16 protein-coding genes are annotated in these 18,430 nt (G+C 56.8%); 9 read left to right on the top strand and 7 right to left on the bottom strand.

Annotated features, from left to right (window positions below):
• Position 1 precedes the first annotated feature (1 nt).
• Positions 2–1,456, bottom strand: a complete 1,455-nt coding sequence (gene xylB / locus C0U40_RS17180) for a xylulokinase (RefSeq protein WP_101657033.1) — start codon at positions 1,454–1,456, stop codon at positions 2–4.
• Positions 1,457–1,588: 132 nt separating this feature from the next.
• Between xylB and C0U40_RS17175 the strand changes: the two genes are divergently transcribed.
• Entirely contained in the window at positions 1,589–2,338 is a 750-nt protein-coding gene (locus C0U40_RS17175; RefSeq protein ID WP_101657032.1) for a sulfite exporter TauE/SafE family protein, read from the top strand.
• Between the two features lie 49 nt (positions 2,339–2,387).
• Here C0U40_RS17175 and C0U40_RS17170 read toward each other — a convergent pair whose 3' ends face one another.
• On the bottom strand, positions 2,388–4,025 hold the full coding sequence (locus C0U40_RS17170; protein ID WP_101657031.1) for a sulfatase-like hydrolase/transferase: 1,638 nt from the start codon (positions 4,023–4,025) through the stop codon (positions 2,388–2,390).
• A gap of 122 nt (positions 4,026–4,147) precedes the next feature.
• Here C0U40_RS17170 and C0U40_RS17165 point away from each other — a divergent pair, with 122 nt between their 5' ends.
• Positions 4,148–5,401: an FAD-dependent monooxygenase gene (locus C0U40_RS17165; RefSeq protein WP_219619814.1), complete on the top strand. Its 1,254-nt coding sequence runs from the start codon at positions 4,148–4,150 to the stop codon at positions 5,399–5,401.
• Positions 5,402–5,631: 230 nt separating this feature from the next.
• Complete coding sequence (locus tag C0U40_RS17160) at positions 5,632–10,698, top strand: Ig-like domain-containing protein (protein ID WP_145991955.1); 5,067 nt, start codon at positions 5,632–5,634, stop codon at positions 10,696–10,698.
• 60 nt (positions 10,699–10,758) lie between these two features.
• Here the strand turns inward: C0U40_RS17160 and C0U40_RS17155 are convergent, their stop codons facing one another.
• Positions 10,759–11,253, bottom strand: a complete 495-nt coding sequence (locus C0U40_RS17155) for a MarR family winged helix-turn-helix transcriptional regulator (protein WP_180957737.1) — start codon at positions 11,251–11,253, stop codon at positions 10,759–10,761.
• 164 nt (positions 11,254–11,417) lie between these two features.
• Between C0U40_RS17155 and C0U40_RS17150 the strand changes: the two genes are divergently transcribed.
• From C0U40_RS17150 to C0U40_RS17130, 5 genes are all read left to right on the top strand, one after another.
• Entirely contained in the window at positions 11,418–12,110 is a 693-nt protein-coding gene (locus C0U40_RS17150; RefSeq protein ID WP_353616050.1) for a GntR family transcriptional regulator, read from the top strand.
• Between the two features lie 36 nt (positions 12,111–12,146).
• A complete protein-coding gene (locus C0U40_RS17145; RefSeq protein ID WP_180957736.1) occupies positions 12,147–13,169 on the top strand; it encodes an ABC transporter substrate-binding protein in 1,023 nt (340 codons plus the stop codon).
• 80 nt (positions 13,170–13,249) lie between these two features.
• Entirely contained in the window at positions 13,250–14,017 is a 768-nt protein-coding gene (locus tag C0U40_RS17140; protein ID WP_101657027.1) for an ABC transporter ATP-binding protein, read from the top strand.
• Positions 14,010–14,828, top strand: a complete 819-nt coding sequence (locus tag C0U40_RS17135; RefSeq protein WP_101657026.1) for an ABC transporter permease — start codon at positions 14,010–14,012, stop codon at positions 14,826–14,828. The genes C0U40_RS17140 and C0U40_RS17135 overlap by 8 nt, the downstream gene beginning before the upstream one ends.
• Positions 14,829–15,015: 187 nt before the next feature.
• Entirely contained in the window at positions 15,016–15,333 is a 318-nt protein-coding gene (locus C0U40_RS17130; protein ID WP_101657025.1) for a hypothetical protein, read from the top strand.
• Between the two features lie 66 nt (positions 15,334–15,399).
• Here the strand turns inward: C0U40_RS17130 and C0U40_RS17125 are convergent, their stop codons facing one another.
• Positions 15,400–15,609: a cold-shock protein gene (locus C0U40_RS17125; RefSeq protein ID WP_101657024.1), complete on the bottom strand. Its 210-nt coding sequence runs from the start codon at positions 15,607–15,609 to the stop codon at positions 15,400–15,402.
• Positions 15,610–15,847: 238 nt separating this feature from the next.
• Between C0U40_RS17125 and C0U40_RS17120 the strand changes: the two genes are divergently transcribed.
• On the top strand, positions 15,848–16,171 hold the full coding sequence (locus tag C0U40_RS17120; RefSeq protein WP_101657138.1) for an arsenate reductase family protein: 324 nt from the start codon (positions 15,848–15,850) through the stop codon (positions 16,169–16,171).
• On the opposite strand, the gene C0U40_RS17115 is transcribed toward C0U40_RS17120, so the two are convergent.
• The 3 genes from C0U40_RS17115 to bufB are packed head-to-tail and all read right to left on the bottom strand — an operon-like array spanning position 16,128 to position 18,350.
• Positions 16,128–16,721 (bottom strand): DoxX family protein, encoded by a 594-nt coding sequence (locus tag C0U40_RS17115; RefSeq protein WP_101657023.1) that lies wholly within the window; start codon positions 16,719–16,721, stop codon positions 16,128–16,130. The genes C0U40_RS17120 and C0U40_RS17115 overlap by 44 nt on opposite strands.
• A gap of 10 nt (positions 16,722–16,731) precedes the next feature.
• The gene (locus C0U40_RS17110) at positions 16,732–17,478 is read right to left on the bottom strand and encodes an HvfC/BufC N-terminal domain-containing protein (protein WP_353616049.1); all 747 of its coding nucleotides are present in this window, start codon (positions 17,476–17,478) and stop codon (positions 16,732–16,734) included.
• Positions 17,478–18,350, bottom strand: coding sequence for an MNIO family bufferin maturase (gene bufB, locus C0U40_RS17105; protein WP_101657021.1), 873 nt, complete (start codon positions 18,348–18,350; stop codon positions 17,478–17,480). The genes C0U40_RS17110 and bufB overlap by 1 nt, the downstream gene beginning before the upstream one ends.
• Positions 18,351–18,430 lie beyond the last annotated feature (80 nt).

The following is an 18,430-nucleotide window of genomic DNA, read 5'->3' as shown; positions in this document are numbered from 1 at the left end:
ATCATAATGCCTTTATTGCTGGATAAACGGCGCGGTAGGCTTGGTAAGCCTCTGCATACGCCTTCGTTAAATCGGAGTTCGGGTTGATCCGGCGGGAAATCGCGGGTTGCGTCATGACCTCTTCCGGTGCTGCACCGCTCGCCCCGCAGATAGCGAGACGGGCCGCCCCCATGGCCGCACCGTTTTCGCCGTCTTCGGGCAGATCAAGGGGCAGGTCCAGAACGGTGGCGATCAGTTCAAGCCAGTAGTGTGAGCGTGATCCGCCGCCAATCGCCATAAGAGAGGTCAGTTCGGTGCCGGTCGAGCGCAAGGCATCGAGGTTCTCGCGCAGGGCAAAAGCAACACCTTCAAACACCGCCTGCACCAACTCGCGATCACCCGTGGCATGATCCAGCCCGAGAAGCGCGCCGCGAATGGTGCTGTCGTTGTGGGGGGTACGCTCCCCTGACAGATAGGGCAGGAAGGTGACGGTTCCCGGCGCAGCCAGAGGCCCGTCCAACAGCCCCGCCAGTTCACCCGCAGGGGTTTTCAGAGTGCGCGACAGCCAGTTGAGGCTATCGGTGGCCGACAGGATCACGCCCATCTGATACCAGCGGTTCGGAACCGCATGACAAAACGTATGCACAGCAGAGGCGGGCAGGGGCGCATAGCCGGATTTTCCGGCCAGCAGCACACCCGAGGTGCCAAGGGACACAAACCCCTGTCCTTCATCCAGTGCACCGATGCCACAGGCCGCGGCCGCATTGTCGCCGGCGCCACCGACCACAACGACATTTTCGGGCAGGCCAAGTTCGGCGCAACGTTTGGCGCTGACAGGAGCGGCGACCTCTGATCCTTCTACAAGGCGGGGCATCTGGGTACGGGACATGCCGGATTGCTTCAGAAGTGTCTCCGACCAGCCCCTTGCCCCCACATCCAGCCAACTGGTTCCTGCGCTGTCCGACATATCGGAAACGCGTTCTCCGGTTAGCCAGTAGGACAGATAATCCTTGGGCAGCAATACCGTGGCAACGCGGGCGAAAACCTCCGGTTCGTTGTTTTTCACCCACGCCAGCTTGGGTGCGGTGAAGCCCGGAAAAACGATGTTACCGGACAGTGCGTGAAAGTCGGGCATTGTGTCCAGTTCGGCGGCTTCTGCATGGGCACGAGTGTCGTTCCACAGGATACAGGGGCGCAAAACCGCACCCGCTTCATCCAGCAGGGTCGCGCCGTGCATCTGTCCTGCCGTGCCAATCGCTGCCAGCCGCGCCATAAAATCGGGGTGGGTTTGGTGAAGTTCACCAATCGCTGTCTTACAGGCTTTGATCCAGTCGGCGGGGTCCTGTTCCGACCAGCCTGAATGGGGGTTGGCCACCGAATAGGCGGATTGCGCCGCGCCGATTACGGTTCCGTTTTCCTCCACAAGCAAGGCCCGCAGCCCCGATGTCCCGAGGTCGATTCCCAGATAGGTCTTCATGCTCTCTCCCTTTGGGGTAGTTATTCACATATTTAATTTTTCTGTCAAATTAAAAAATTTCAGAACCTGCAAAAGCATAAGGGCAGGCGGTTTCGCTCTCGCTTTGGGGGTCGGCCACCGCTAAGAGGGGCCATGGATATAACAAGTGTAACCGTTGTTGCCTCCCTTGCATTCCTGTTTGCAGGCTGCGTTAAAGGCATTGCAGGCATTGGTCTGCCCACTGCTGCTATTGCGGGGATGACGCTGGCGATAGAGCCGCGTGTTGCGATTTCGCTGATCCTGTTCCCGATGTTGGGGATCAATGGCTGGCAGTGGTTGCGTGGCGGTCATGTGTTGCGCACGATCCTGCGCTACAAGGTATTTGCAACGGTGCTGTGTATCGGTGTCGTCGTGACAAGCGTACTGGCGCGGGATGTGGATGACCGCTGGCTCGCTGGTGCGCTGGGCGTGGCCATCCTGATCTTTGTAGCTGTCAGCTGGCGCGGCTGGCTGCCTCCTGTCAGGGCCGAACATGATACGCTGGCGCAGTTTGGTTTTGCCACACTGGCAGGCGGGATCGGCGGCCTGACTGCGGCATGGGCAGCACCCTTGGGCATGTATCTGTCCGTGCGGCAGGTGGAAAAGGACGAATTCATCCGCGCCACCGGATTTCTGGTGGCGGTGGGCAGTATCCCGCTGGCGGTGTCTTACGCGCAATTGGGGTTTCTGGGCGGTCCGCTTGCACTGACCTCTGCGCTGATGATCGTGCCTGCACTGGCAGGTTACGCAATCGGTGAGAAAGTTCGCAACCGTCTCTCGCCTGCTTACTTTCGCAACACAATCCTGCTGGTGTTCCTGATTCTCGGCCTGAACCTGATCCGGCGGGCTTATTTCGGGGCTTGAGCGAACCGCACCTTTCGGGGGTGCGGTTCGTGTGCCGGCATAACGGGGCTCAGTCCGTGTATTTCGCAGGTGAGGGGCCGCGATAGAACTGGATCAGTTCTTCGGGAACTTCGGTTCCGTCATAAAGGAACGGCAGGATACCCCTGCGCCCCGACCTGCCACGGCTGTTACGGATATCGTCGTCAGAACGCGTAACCCGCTGGCTCATCCGCAGGCCCCATTCGTGCAGATGCGCGTAAAGCTTGTCGCGTACCTCGCCATGATCCGCACTTTCGCCCAGATCGTAAAACTCCTCGGGGTCGGTCTTCAGATCGAACAACATGGGGCGGTAGCCCGCCGCTGAATGGATCAGCTTATACCGCCCGTCAAAAACCATAAACAGCCGCGCATCGCGCGGCTCCAAGCCCAGTGCAACCGCTTGTGGTGTCACCGAAAAATCATATTCCGAAATCGCATAGTCGCGCCACTTTGGCGTGTCTCCGTGCAGCCACGGCATCAGGGAGCGGCCTTCGATGATGTGATCCGGAACCTGCCCCCCGGCAGCCTCTACAAAAGTGGCGGCGAGGTCGATGCTCTCCACCAATGCGTCACAAACAGTGCCCCGTGTGCTGTCCGCTTCGGGGCGGGGATCAAAGACGATCATCGGCACTTTGACGGATTGTTCGTGGAACATGTCCTTTTCGCCCAGCCAGTGATCCCCGAGGTAATCCCCGTGATCCGATGTCAGCGCGATCATCGTGTCGTCCATCTTTCCGGTGGCTTCGAGATGGTCCAGCAGCCGGCCCAACTGGTCATCGCACTGTTTGATCAGCCCCATATAGGCGGGGATGACCTTTTCGCGGACTTCGTCCCGCTGGAAGGCGCTGGCGATCTTGTTGCCCATATAGGCGCCATAAACCGGATGCGGGTTTTCCCGTTCCACTTCATGGCGCAGCGGGGCGGGCACATGGTTCGGCCCGTACATGTCGTGATATGGCGCCGGCACAATATAGGGCCAGTGCGGCTTGATGAAAGACACATGGGCCAGCCACGGGCCTTCTGTCTGATCCACAAAACGGATGGTTTCAGACGTCAGCCACGGCGTTTCGGAGTCTTCTTCGCGGATGTTGGCGGGTTTATCGGCATTGCGGAACATCCAGCCGCTGGCGATCTGGTCGTCGGTGATGCCGGCATTGGCAAAATCCGCCCAGGGGTTCTCGCTCGGGTAGCCTTTGGACTTCAGGTATTCGTTGTAAGGTGATCTTTTTTCGTCATAAAACCCGTCCGGACCTTGCCCCCAAAGCCCGTCATCGCGGCACCAGTTGTCAAAGCCGCACTCTGCCTGACGCGCGCCGATTTCACTGTCGGCGGCCAGCCCCAGACGCGCCATACCTTCGGCGTCGGCCTTCATATGGGTCTTGCCGATAATCCAGCTGTTCATCCCGAGTTTGCGCAGATGATCGCCAAGCGTCACTTCCCCCACACGCAGGGGAAAGCCGTTCCATTGCGCCCCGTGCGAGGACGGATACCGCCCCGTGTAATAGGACATCCGCGACGATCCGCAGACAGGTGACTGGACATAAGCATTGCTGAAGCGGACCCCTTGTGCAGCAACGCGGTCGAAATTGGGGGTATGTAGGTGGGGATGTCCGGCGCAGCTAAGGTAATCAAAGCGCAATTGGTCATACATGATAAAGAGAATATTCATGGGGCCTCCTTGGTGTTGGCATTGTTTACTGAAGCTGTGGAAATCCCGCAACCTGTTAATATGTTAACGATCAAGTCTCGCTGCGGCTTGCGCAAAATCCGTGTTGGATCGGGAAGAGGAACTTGCTAGTCAGGCCCCATGAAAAAATCCATTACAGTGCAGGCGCTTCCATTGGTGCTGCGAAAGCTTTGCAGGTGATCCGCCGCGCGAATATCGCCGGTGCAGGGATCGGCGGTTTGACAGCAGCTCTGGCGCTGGCGCGGCAGGGCGTTGAGGTTTGCGTTTTTGAACAGGCGCCCGCTTTAGGCGAGGTCGGGGCAGGTTTGCAGTTGAGCCCGAATGCCATGAAGGTGCTGACGAATCTGGGGCTGCAAGAGGCGGTGAACGAGGTGGCTTTCGCCCCGCAATACGCCCGTATCCGGGATGGGAAATCGGGGCGTGATCTGGCCGTCTTGCCCCTGAAAGATCAGTGCGAGAAAGTCTACGGCGCGCCCTATCTCCATGTTCACCGGGCTGATCTGCACAAAATTCTGGAAGAAGCGGCAGGCCAACAGGGCGTCCGCGTTAAAACCGGTTCGACTGTAACGGGGTACACTGACGTTGGCCTTCTGGCGAACGGGGTGGAGCAAGTAGCCGATCTGAATATTGGCGCGGATGGTATTCGTTCTGCGATCACCGCGCAGATGCATCCGCAATTCGGCCCTCGCTTCACAGGACAGCTTGCATGGCGCGGCACAGTGCCCACAGCGGATTTACCCGATGGGTTGATCCCGCCGGATGCTACAGTCTGGGTCGGGCGGGGTAGTCACGTGGTGACCTACTACCTTCGCGGTGGGAAGCTTGTTAATTTTGTTGCAGTTGAAGAAAGGGACGACTGGCAAAACCCTGACTGGAGAGTCCAGGGCGATCCCGCTGATCTTCTGGCCCGGTTTTCCGGCTGGCACGGAGACATTCACACCCTGCTTGGCGCTGCTCGGAGTACCCACCTTTGGGCGTTGTTTGACCGCCCCGAACTGCCGGACTGGTCTGACGGGAGCACCGGATTGCTCGGCGATGCCTGCCACCCGACACTGCCGTTTATGGCGCAGGGCGCGGCAATGGCGATCGAGGACGCCTGCGTTCTGACAAGATGTCTTACCCAAGGATCACCGAGTGCGGCTGGTGCGCTACAACATTACACCCGTATTCGTAAGCCCCGCACAGCCCGATTGCAAAGTCGTGCTCGCAACAATGCGGCCCTGTTTCATCTAGATGGACCGTTTCACGGCGTCGTCGCGCGGGCTAAATTGAAGGTTGCCGGATCCTTGCCGGACAGGCTCGGTCTGCGCCCATTCGACAGTATCTACGGCTACGACGCCACAACTGTCGCGCTTTAAACATTCGCTCCGGTTGGACGGGCAGGGTTATCAATCGGGCAAGGCGGTGCAGGAAAGTGGCAAATTCTGCCTGCATTCTGATGTTTAAGTTGAATTAACGTGTAAGTTAACGCAATCTGTAGGCAAGATCATTTGGCCGTGGGTATTTTGCACCCGTCGGGAACACCGTCCAAGTGGCATTTTTATTGATAAGCAATACTATGGCTGCCCAGCCTAGGAGGATTAGAGATATGGCTTCTACCGAAAATGACGATCTGATTGATGAGCGCACAGCACTCGGCTCGGTACTGGTTGACGGGCTTGGCGGGGACGACAGCATTCTTGGCAGCACGTTTGACGACAGCCTCTCGGGGTCTGACGGATACGACACTATTTTCGGCGGCAATGGAAACGACGAAATCAGCGGTGGTGAACAACGCGACAATCTCTATGGCGGCGCGGGGGAGGATATCCTGTCCGGTGATGCTGGCAACGACCGAGTGTACGGGAAGTTGGATGCGGATACGATTTTTGGCGGCGAAGGCAAAGATATCCTGCGCGGTAACGGTGGCGATGATGTGGTCTTTGGTGGCGTCGGTAATGATACGATAAAAGGCCAGAACGGAGCCGATATTCTCGATGGCGATGATGACGATGATTACATCCACGCTGGCAACGGGGACGATATTGTACGGGGGGGCTCCGGCAACGACGAATTACGCGGTGGCCACGGCGATGACCGTGTCACCGGAGGAGATGGCGACGACGAAATTCACGGCGGCACCGGCAAGGACCGGATATATGGTGGCGACGGAGATGACGATATTTACGGCGGTTACGGCAAAGACCGGATTCAGGGGGGAGACGGTGACGACATAATTGCCGGCGGTTACGGTGGAGATGATATTCTGGGCGGTGACGGCGCAGACTCCATCCGCGGCGGGCGCGGGCGCGACACCATCAAGGGCGGCGACGGGGACGACATTATCGCAGGCGGTGCCCACGATGATACGCTCTTTGGTGGAGACGGATACGACGTGGCCGTCTATGGCGGGTCTATCTATGATTATTCCTGGACCACGTCCGGCAACAAGGTCACGGTTGTCGACAATAGCACCCGCAACGGGGACTCCGGCACCGATGTGTTGCAACAGATTGAAGTTTTGCGCTTCAATGACGGGGAAGTTCTGCTCGGTAAGACAAACAATGCACCTGTTGTGACGGCGGAGAATGTGTCTGTCAGCGAAGGTGGTACCGTCGGTTTTACCGTCACCGGAGTGGATTTCGATAAAGATACTATGTCGGTTTTCGATGTGGTCTATACGGGGAGTGGCGACTACTCGATCACGGGCTTTACGAATACGTTAAACAGCAATCACTCGGAGTTCGTCGCGAGTGTCAGCTTTGCCACGTCCGGCGGGTTCGAGGCGTTGGCCTTTGGCGAATCCACAGTCGAACAGATTGTCTTTACTCTAACGGACGGAAATGGTGGCTTTACCAGCAAGACGGTGGAAATCACAATCACTGGCGAAAATGATGATCCGGTTGCGCAGGCTGGAACCGTTTCGGGTGACGAAGACACGGTGATTTCCGGCAGTGTTGCGGCCACTGATGTGGACGGCGACACGCTGACCTTTGCTCTGGCAACGGACGGGTCAAACGGCTCGGTCATTTTGGCAGCAGATGGCAGCTACACTTACACTCCTGCTGCGGACTTTAACGGCACGGACAGCTTCACCTACACGGTGAGTGACGGCAACGGTGGCACGGATACACAGACGGTCAATATCACCGTGAACGCGGTAAATGATGCGCCGGTTGCGCAGGCTGCTATGGCTTCGGGGGACGAAGACACGGTGATCTCCGGCACCGTTGCGGCCACTGATGTGGATGGCGACACGTTGACCTTTGCTTTGGCAACGGACGGGACCAACGGCTCGGTCGTTATGGCAGCGGATGGCAGCTATGCCTACACACCGGATGCGGATTTCAACGGCACTGACAGCTTCACCTACACTGTAAGTGACGGCAACGGCGGGACGGATACCCAGACGGTGAACATCAGGGTTGATGCGGTGAACGATGCGCCTGTTGCACAGGCCGGAACCGCCTCGGGGGATGAGGACACGGTGATTTCCGGCATGCTCCTTGCCAGTGATGTTGACGGAGACACCCTGAGGTACGCAGTTGAGACACAAGCCACGCATGGCACGGTCGCGATCAGACCGGACGGATCCTACGCCTATACACCCGGTGCGGACTTTAACGGCACGGACAGCTTCACCTACACGGTGAGTGACGGCAACGGCGGGACGGATACGCAGACGGTAAACATCACCGTGAATGCGGTAAATGATGCGCCGGTTGCGCAGGCTGGAATGGCTTCGGGGGACGAAGACACAGTGATTTCCGGTACTGTGGCGGCTTCTGATGTGGATGGCGACACGCTGACTTTTGCTTTGGCAACGGACGGTTCCAACGGCTCGGTCGTAATGGCAGCGGATGGCAGCTATGCCTACACGCCGGATGCGGATTTCAACGGCACCGACAGCTTCACCTATACGGTAAGCGACGGAAACGGCGGGACGGATACCCAGACGGTCAACATCAGGGTTGATGCGGTGAACGATGCGCCAGTCGCACAGGCCGGAACCGCCTCGGGGGATGAGGATACGGTGATTTCCGGCACGCTCCTTGCCAGTGATGTTGACGGAGACACCCTGAGGTTCGCAGTTGAGACACAGGCCACGCATGGCACGGTCGCGATCAGACCGGACGGGTCATACGCCTATACGCCCGGTGCGGACTTTAATGGCAGCGACAGCTTCACTTATACGGTGAGCGACGGCAACGGTGGCACGGATACGCAGACAATCAACATCACCGTGAACGCGGTGAATGATGCGCCGGAGGGGTTAACCGCCGAACTGGCAGTAGATGAAGACGGTACGATAACAGGAATGCTTGTTGCGCAGGATATAGACGGGGACAGTCTTACCTTTGCCCTTGATACTGCCGCGAGCAATGGTGTTGTGACGGTCTCTGCTGATGGCAGTTTCAGCTACACGCCGACAGCGGACTATTTTGGCACGGACAGCTTTGCCTATAGCGTTGATGACGGTAATGGCGGTGTTGTGTCAAAAACAGTCCTGATCGATGTGGCCTCGGTCAACGATGCACCGGTTCAGACCGCGCCGGTGCCGGATCAGCTTGTGACCGAAAATGGCGGAACGGCTTCGGTGGACCTGAGCAGCTTTGTCTCTGATCTTGAAACAGCGAATCTGTCCTTTTCGACCGTTAGCCTTGTAGACAGTTCCACAGGTCGTTCAGTGGCCATCGGGACCTCTTTCACCGGTGGTGTTCTGAGTTTCAATCCAAGTGAACTTGATCTTGCTCTGGGCGACACATTTGATGGTGTCTTTACCATCAGGGTGGATGACGGCAGCGGGGCTGCAAACAGCACGACACAGATATCTTTCAATTTGACCGTGAACGGTTCGAATGACCCAACTCCGATAAATACCAACAACGCTCCGGTTGCAGCGGATCTGGTTCTGCGCAAGGGAGATATAGATCCAATTGTCATTGACCTGAAGGAACTGGCAACGGATGCGGACGGCGGAGATGTATTGTCCTTCGGGAATATTGTCATTTCCGGTAGCGGGCGTGAGGGTTCTGTCACGTATTCCCTGTCAGACGGCGTTCTGATCATTGATCCGGCCCAGTTTAATATTGAGCCGGATGAGACGACAGGCGTTGCGCCTGAAGTCGAACTGGAAATTTCGTTTGATGTGAACGACGGGGCTGGCAAGGCCAATAGCGTTGACACAGGGACCATCCTGCTGACAATCGAAGACGGTGCCGGACCTGTAGAAGAACCGGACACGCCGAACAATCAGCCGGTGTTTACGAATACAATCGTAAATGAGGCTGCAACCGACCGGAACATCGTGATTGATCTTTCGGAATATGCATCGGATGCGGATCTGGACGACCTTTCGTTCACCGTTTCCATAACCGGCGGTACGGATCTGGATTACGAGTTGCGCGGGACCACGTTGCATATCGCTTACACGGATACGGACATCACCGGTCTCGGGGCTGGGGACAGTATCTCGACCGAATTTACCGTCACTGTGGATGATAATACCGGTAGTGCAAATGCAACCAATACAGGCACTGTGACCGTGAATATCGACGGTCCTTTCACCCCGAGCCCAGCCGAAAATAGGGCGCCGGTAATCTCCGGTCCGATTTATGGTCTGGAAGTTGTAACCGACGGCTACGATCTTGTGACCTACAGGGAATCCGGCTCGGACCTGGTTGAAATCGGACGGACGCATGTCGTCGGTACAATCGTAACCTTTGATCTGGACGATTTCGCAAGTGATGCTGATGCTGACGCGATCAGCTTTTCGGACGTGTCGGTAACGATTGGAGGTGCTGAAGCAGGCGGTTCGCCAAATACCATCTCCAGCAGCTTTGATCCGGCCACAAACGTATTGACGTTTGATATTGCGGATTTGGGTCTTTCAGACGGGGAAGAGCTCCCTGTTTCAATGAACTTCACCGTGACGGATGATTCCGGAGCCGAGAACGCGTCGACAACAGGTTCCATAACAGTTGCTGCATCTGATCCTGCGGACGCCGCCGCAGCCACTACAACGTTCGATTTTGAAGAGTATTCTTCGGAAAGCGGGAGCACTATTTCGATTGGCGGCGTGGACGGATTTGTCTTTAGCGGTTCAACCAGTGTGTTTGAAACGGACGAGCCTTCGCTTGATCCGGAACGTCCCAACCCAGTCGGGCTGGCGAACGGACAAGTCTCCTTTGAAGGGGATAATGTGCTCGTGGCGAACGTGGATGGAACCGGAGAAAACTTTGCCGTTTACGCAGATGACGCCACGCAACGGATCGGCAATGAGCCTTTGTTTTTAAACAGTTTCCCTCCCGGTTTCGCTCATATTTTCGATCCGGACAGCTACGGTTTTGGCGGCGAGTTCAACCTTGAAAACGTTTCTATCAATCCCGTTTCTTCTGACAATGTGACGATCCGGATTGTTTCTTACCGTGCCGAAATCGTGGAAGTACCAAACGGCTCCAACTCCGATTATTACGCTGACTATGTCGAGGTAGACTCGTTTGACTTCATCGTCGACGCTTCGACTGTTGCCACCTCGATCGACTTCAGTAACACGCTGTTTGACGATCCTTCCGTCGATTACGACAGCAAATTCGACGGTATCAATGCGGTTGAAATCTATGCGCTGGACGGATCGAGCGTTGTCATCGACGATCTCTCACTGACACCTGTTTAATCCGCAAACGGAAAAATCCGTATCCGCAGATGGGCCGATGGTCTGTCTGTGGATCCGGTATTATTCAGCGAATTCAGTGAGTTCAGTCAAGGTGTCGAGCGTGTCAAAAGCCTCGAACAGAACACGGCGCTGGTCAGCCGAGAGGGACTCTGTCAGAACATCATGCCGTTTTTGCATGAGTGGAAGCGTTTTATCGAGCAGGTCCCGTGCCAGAGGCGTCAGCTTGAGGTAGGACTTGCGATGATCGTCAAGGTCGTGCTCGGTTTCCAGATATCCGTCCCGGATCAACGATTTGACAGCCCGGCTGATCTGCCCTTTGTCGATTTTCGAAATCATCGATATTTTGGTATGTGTCACATCATCGGCGGAATTGACGACCGTTAGGATACGCCACTGGGCAAGAGAGATGTTGCTGACAGTCTGGAGAATCCGGGTCGATTGCGCGTTGAACCGCGTGTGAAGCTGGGCAACGCGGTAGGTAATGATTTCAGAGTATCGCAATTTGCGATTCCCGTGCCCGACCAGAGGTAGTCGCTCTTCCATCTTGGGTTGCATTCTCTTGTTCGTAAAATCCCGCACATTGATCGCGTTTTTAGTTGATGTGTCAACCGCAAAGCGACAGCGGCTTAAAAGGGATTCACAGGTGAGGTACGACGTGTCGCCGAAATCCATTGACGTTGCAGTGGATAAAAGGCAAAAAATATCCAACATTTCTTGAAATGCTGGATATCATGATCTTCAAGCGCACCATTGGTGAGGACGACTCTATCGTTGCAATGCTGGCCTCTGCCCTGCGGCGCGATATTGCGTTCGGAGCATTGTTGCCGGATCAGAAGCTCAAGATCGAACAACTGCGCCAGCGTTATGGCGGGTCGAACCATTCCATGCGGGAAACACTGCGGCTGCTGTCTGCCGAAGGGCTGGTAGAGGCAACAACCCAACGGGGTTTTCGCGTGACCAGTGCAACGGAAGAGGACCTGCGTGATATCATCATGGTGCGCGGCCAGATTGAAAGCGCTGCGCTGGAGCTGGCCATACAGCACGGTACTGTCCAGTGGGAGGGCAGGGTGATGGCGGCCCATCACGGTTTGCGCAAGGCTGAAACCGCTGTGGCGGCAACACCGGATGATCTGACCGCACTTGAATGGGACGAAGCCTGCAAGGCTTTCACCGCGACACTGATCGAAAGCTGCGGTTCGCCGCGGTTGATTGACTTGCAGGAGAAATTTTTCAATCAATCCCGCCGCTTTCGGCTGGCGTTATTGCGCGAAGGCCGTTTGGATTTCGCCCGCCGCAAATCACGCCAACAGGCGCTGCTGAATGCAGTGCTGGAGCGGGATGTAAAAGCTGCGCTTGAGGTGCTGGCCGAGGATATTGAAGCGGAACTGCGGTCAGAACCGCGGCAGAATTAGCAAATTATACTGAAACCAAATCACTGGGAGGAAACCATGATGACATTGAACCGCCGGAAGGCACTGATCCTGATGGGGGGCGCGGCTGCTGCCTCGACACTGGCGGCACCTGCGCTGGCCAGCAACAAAAAGATTACTGTGGGCGCGCTGCGCTTCACATCCCACGCAGGCAGCTTTGTGGCCTTCGAGCGCGAGTATTTCGCGCAAGCCGGACTGGATGTTGAGTTCAAGTTCTTTCAGGCGGCCCAGCCTATGGCCGTGGCGATTGCCTCGGGCGATGTGGATTATGCAGTAACAGCTGTGTCCGGTGGCCTGATTTCGCTTGCACAAAAAGGCGCGATCAAGGTGATCGGCGGCGCACTGTCTGAAGAAAAAGGCATCGACGGGCAGAAAATCCTTGCTTCCGACGCGGCGTTCAAGGCCGGCCTGACCTCACCTGCGGGGCTGGACGGCAAGACCTTCGGGATTTCCACTGCCGGTTCCTCTTTCCATTACATGGGGTCCAAGATTGCGGCGGCAGAAGGCGCGGATGTCAGCTTCAAACCGCTGCAAAAGGTTGGTGCGATCATTGGCGCACTGAAATCCGGCCAGATTGATGCATGGTCCATCGTGCCCCATATCGCAAAACCTCTGGCAGGCTCCGGCGCGGTGCACATCATCGGTGACGTGGCGGATTATATCCCGAACTATCAGGTCACAACGGTCTTTACCTCTGCCAAGAACGCAGCGGACGAACGTGGCATGACCGAAGGCTTCCTGAACGGATATTCCAAAGGGGTGGCGGATTATAACGCAGCCATGATCGCCAAATCAGGCGGTGAGGATGGCGTGAACGAGATGGTCGATCTGATCCACAAATACGTCTACACCGACCGTCCGCGCGACAAGGCAGCACCGTCGATCATCAACGGTACCATGCGCTTGAACGAGAATGCAGCGTTAAATTCGGCGTCGATCGAAGATCAGTTGAACTGGTTCCAGTCCGAAGGTCTGGTGGATGCGGATATCACGCTCGACACGCTGGTGGACGCATCTTACGTGGAAACCATCAAGGCCTGATCCGGCCTTTTCCCTTTTGAATCACTGAAAGCGGGGCGGCATTAGCGCGCCCCGCAACGCTTTACCGGAGCCTATGCCAAATGGACATCCGTCTGGAAAATGTCAGCCACTCTTACGATACGTTCGAGGTGATGCGCGACATCTCTCTTGAAATTCCCCACGGCAGGATTGTCTGCATCGTGGGGCCGTCAGGCTGTGGGAAATCCACGCTTTTGCGCTTTATCGGCGGGCTGGAGCGCCCCAAACAGGGCCGCGTCCTGCAAGTGGGCACCCCGCCTTCGGATTGCCTCAACCCCCTAACATACATCTTTCAGGACTTTGCCCTGTTGCCCTGGCGCAGTGTAGCGGGGAACATTTCACTGGTGCTGGAAGACCACGGCATCAAAGGTGCAGCGGCGAAAGAGATTATCGACGATGTACTGGCGCGGACCAAGCTGACGGATTTCGCCAAGGCACTGCCGAAGCAGCTGTCGGGCGGCATGAAACAGCGGGTCGCGATTGCCCGGGCTTTGGCCGTGAATCCGGCTGTGATGCTGATGGACGAGCCGTTGTCCGCGCTCGACAGTCAGACACGGGAGCTGTTGATGGACGATCTCGTGTCCCTGTGGACCCGCACGCCGTTCACTGCCGTCTATGTCACCCATAATCTGGCAGAGGCCGTGCGTCTGGGGCATTCCATCGTTGTTCTGTCTCGCAGGCCCGGCCAGATCCGCGAGATCGTGCATCTAGACACCCCACTGGCCGAGCGCCAGTTCGGTGATCCGGAATTGGACCGCCAGCAAAGACACCTCTGGCAATTGATGCGGGATGAAGCCCGTGCAGCAGATGCGGAGTTGCTTGATGTCTGATACAGCTATGTCCCATACCCCCGCAGAGGCCCGCACCGTCAGCTTTCGGGGCGGTGGGTTCGCACCTGAACGCAAACGCTGGGTTGGTGGTGTCGTCTTTGTCCTGCTGATCGCCATTGCCGAATGGGGCACTCGTTCCGGCTGGATTTCCGCTTTGACCTTGCCCAAGCCTTCTGACGTTCTGCAAACACTGATAGAGCTGCATCAATCCGGTCTGCTTTACAAACACCTGTCGCCGTCGCTGTCCCGTCTGGTGGTCGGGGCCGCACTTGGGGCAAGCTTCGGGATCGGCGTCGGGGTTCTGATAGGTTTGTTTTCCTATATCCGCGCAGGATTGGTGCCATTGGTGGCAGCGATTTTCCCGATCCCCAAAATTGCGCTGCTACCATTGTTCGTGATCTGGTTTGGCATTGATGAAGGCTCCAAATATGCGTTGATCGCCTTTGGAACCTTTACCCCGACTGTTGTCGCAACCTACGGCGCGGTGGACAATGTGGATCGCAGCCTGATCCGTATGGGGCAAAGCTTTGGCCTGTCGTGGTTGTCCATCGTGCGCAAGATTGTGCTGCCCGGGGCAATGCCGGGTATCCTGTCGGGTTTGCGGATCAGTCTTGCGATTGCCATCATCCTGCTTGTCGCGGCTGAAATGCTGGGGGCGGAATACGGGATCGGGGCCTATATTCTTGAAGCTGGCGCGCTTTACGATCTGGAACGCTTATTTGCGGGTGTGTTGATCCTGTCGGTTCTGGGTGTTGTCGTCAGCACGTCAATCGGATTGATCGAACGCCATCTTCTGGGCTGGCGCAGTTAAGATACGGCGCTGCGGTTCACTCCGCAGCGCGGTTTGCCGACACTTTCCTGTGACACCCCTTGCAAGGCAGGCTGTTCAAGCCGATATTAATAACATGACCCACCCCGAAAGGGGCCTGCGGCACTCCGCGTATCAGGTCAAAACTCTCTGACCTCTGCTCCTTTCGTCACTTGCGAAGGAGTACATCATGTTCAAACGTCTCACATCCTCTGCTCTGGTATTCGGAATGGCTGCGTTGGCACCCCCCGTTGGCGCGGCCCCCTGTGGACCGCGGGAGGAACTCGTCACCCATCTGGCGGAAAAATATCAGGAGGTCCGGCGCGGCGCGGGCCTGAGCAGCGCCACCCGTGTGGTCGAACTGTGGAGCTCGACACAGACAGGCAGCTTTTCGGTCCTGCTCAGCTATCCCAACGGCATGGCCTGTGTTCTGGCCACGGGTAGCAACTGGAGCGAAGCAAGCCCGTCCGAAACGGTTATCGTTCCCGACAGCGATACCGCCACCTGACGCCGGACAAAAAAAAGGCCCCGCGCGGCGAGCGTCGGGGCCTTTCGGAATGCTGTATAATTTGGATTAGTCTGTCAGTTTCAGATCAGTCGCGGCTTCGCGACCGTTCCGGCCTGTTTCAACTTCAAAAGAGATTTTCTGGTTGTCGTTCAGGCCGTTCAGACCTGCACGCTCAACAGCGGAAACGTGTACGAATACATCGGATCCACCGGCGTCCGGCTGGATGAAGCCGTAGCCTTTAGTCGAGTTGAACCATTTTACTGTTCCGGTTGCCATAACGTGGCGCTCCTATCGTTTTTTCGCCGCCCGCACTGTGCTGCGACTGGTGGTGTAGCTCAGTGTCTTAGGTCGGGTCTGCTACATCGAAGAAGGAGCGGATCGTATAAAGATGAACCTCACGGGGGAATCTATGACTCACGCTTTTGAATATTGCAAGTGAAGCTTTAATGACCTCCACAGGTTGCGAAATTGCGCCGAACAGGTAGAAAACGACGCAGTACATGGGAAATTGATGATGAAACTATACGGTTTGAAAACCTGTGATACCTGCCGCAAGGCGCTCAAGGCGCTACGGGATGCAGGGCAGGAAGTGGCTTTTGTGGACGTGCGGGCCGACGGGATCAGTGACGCGGACCTCTCGCGGTTTTACGCGACCTTCGGGGATGATCTGGTGAACACACGCTCTACCACCTGGCGGGGTCTGGAAAGCACCGAACGTGCGCGAGATCCTCTGGCACTTTTGAAGGAGCACCCGACCCTGATGAAACGTCCGGTGGTTGAGGCGGGCGAAGAGCTTACGCTTGGCTGGACGAAGGCAGTTCAGGAGAAATACCTTTAGTTTTCGTTACTTGTGTCAAAATCCGGTCCACTGAAAATGGACCGGCCCCTTTGACAAACAGCACTGCGAACAGGACCATCCACATCAGCCGCTGGTCAAGGATCAAGCTGTCGGATGGACCGTCAAACCAGGCGCCCAGCGTATTGCCGGAGATACCGTGGCCATAGACATCCACGATCGTCTGCACTGCAACAAACCCGATCATACCAAGGGCTGCCAGACGGGTGAACAGCCCGATCAGGATCAGGAACGGCAGCAGGATTTCGGCAGAGGTCCCTGCCACCGCAACCAGCCATTCAAAGGTGCCCATCTGTGTGATGTCATATCCCGCAGCTTCAAACGATTTGGGGAAAATCTGGATGTAGGCGTTTTCTGTGGGGGACAGAAATCCGAAGAAACCTGCGCCTGTTTTGGTAAAGGCGGACTGCCAGAAATACCACAAGAGAACCGCCGCAAAGGCAAAACGGGCAAAACTTGGCAAAAGCCAGCCTTCCACAGCACGCAAAACAGAGTCCATGATAGAGTTGTAGAGAGAAAGTGCAGCAGTCATGGAGTTTCCTTTACAGGTGTATTTCAACGATCAGGTCGGATTGCAGTAAAAGCACAATTCCGGCGGTAAGATCGAAGGCGCTGTCTTGGGCGCTTGCGGTGTCAAAAGCGGTGTCGAGTGGCTCACCCTGATGGAGGGCACCAAGAAAGGCAGCCATTGCGGGTGAAACGAGCTGCATCTGCAAATCGAGCGCAGGTCGGGTGATGAGCGCGGTCTGTGCCTCGGCTGGCGGCTGCGGCGCATCCGGCGTCATGTTATACTCCCAAATTCCGACAACGGGATAGCGGCTCGGGATGATCTGCATGGCAGGTGCAAGCGTCAGACGCAATTGCATCAGCCGGTCGGGTGCAATCTGTGACAGGGCGTCGGCAGGCACGGGCGTTGCATCGGTGGCATGATAGGATTTGCGTCTTGCCAGTTCCAACCGCGCCACATCCGGCAGGTAGGGTACATGGGCCAGCGGCGCGAAATTGTCCAGAAAATCGGGAAAATCAGTGCCATAGAACATCAGCAAAGGCGTCGTTGGCGGGTGCTGGCGTACATAAAGTCCAGCCAGATTGCGGAAGTTTTCAGCCCCGATCAATTTGCGGATTACCGGAAAGGCTGTCTCCATCGCATCCATCAGGCTGACCACTACATTGTTGCGATAGACGTTAAACCGCTTCCCCGCAGGGCGGCCGAGCGGATCAATCAGCCCGTCCGGTACGGGGTGCGCCGGATCAAGCAGCGCCTGTGCAAATCGGGATTGCACGGCCATCAGTTCGCCCTTGCTGCCGGTGCGGCAGAGAGCAACCGGTCTGCGCGCGCGGCCTCATTCGCCAGAACGTCCCATTCGGGAATATCATTATCCCATTCGATAAGGGTCGGGCGGGGACCGGCTTTGGCGAGTGTATATTCGTAAAGTGCCCAGACCGGATCCACCACGGGACGGGAATGGCTGTCGATCAGGAGGGTCGCGCCAAAATCATCAGCATCCTGCTCGTGGCCGCCAAGGTGCAATTCTCCCACCAGATGGGTCGGGAAGGCGTCAATGTACCCCTCGGGGGAATAGTTCTGGTTGGTTGCGGATACAAAGACGTTGTTCACGTCAAGTAACAGGCCGCAGCCGGACCGCTGCGCCACTTCTTGCAGGAAGTCGATCTCGGAGCGGTCGCTCTCTTCGAATGCGACGTAGGTGGAGGGATTTTCGAGCAACATTTGTCGCCCGACCGTGTCCTGAACCTGATCTATGTGCGCGACCACGCGGTCCACGGTGGCCTGCGTATAGGGCACAGGCAGAAGATCATTCAGGAAATGGCTGTCGTGGGTAGACCATGCGAGATGTTCGGAAAAAAGCCCGGGCTGCAGCCAGTCTACCAGCTTTTTCAAGCGGTTGAGGTGATCCACATCAAGCGGCCCTTCCGCCCCGATAGACAGGCCGACACCGTGGCAGGACACTGGAAAACGCTCTCTCAGGTGGCGGAGTTGTGCGATCGGGCGGCCCCCGTCACCCATATAGTTCTCGGCGTGGATTTCAATCCAGCCGATGCTTTCGGGGTTTTGCAGAATGCCGTCCAGATGTTGTGCCTTGAAGCCGACTCCGGCGCGGTTTGGCACCTGATCCGGTCTGTTTGACTGTGTGTCCAGCATTTTGGAAATCCCCTGTGTTTGCGGGTGTTCGATAGAAGGGTGTCGGCCGTATTTGCGGCCAACACCCTGTTTTGTGGGGG

Source organism: Neptunicoccus cionae (genome assembly GCF_002860325.1).
In the GTDB taxonomy this organism is placed as follows: domain Bacteria; phylum Pseudomonadota; class Alphaproteobacteria; order Rhodobacterales; family Rhodobacteraceae; genus Amylibacter; species Amylibacter lutimaris.
This window is presented reverse-complemented; position numbering and strand designations above follow the sequence as displayed.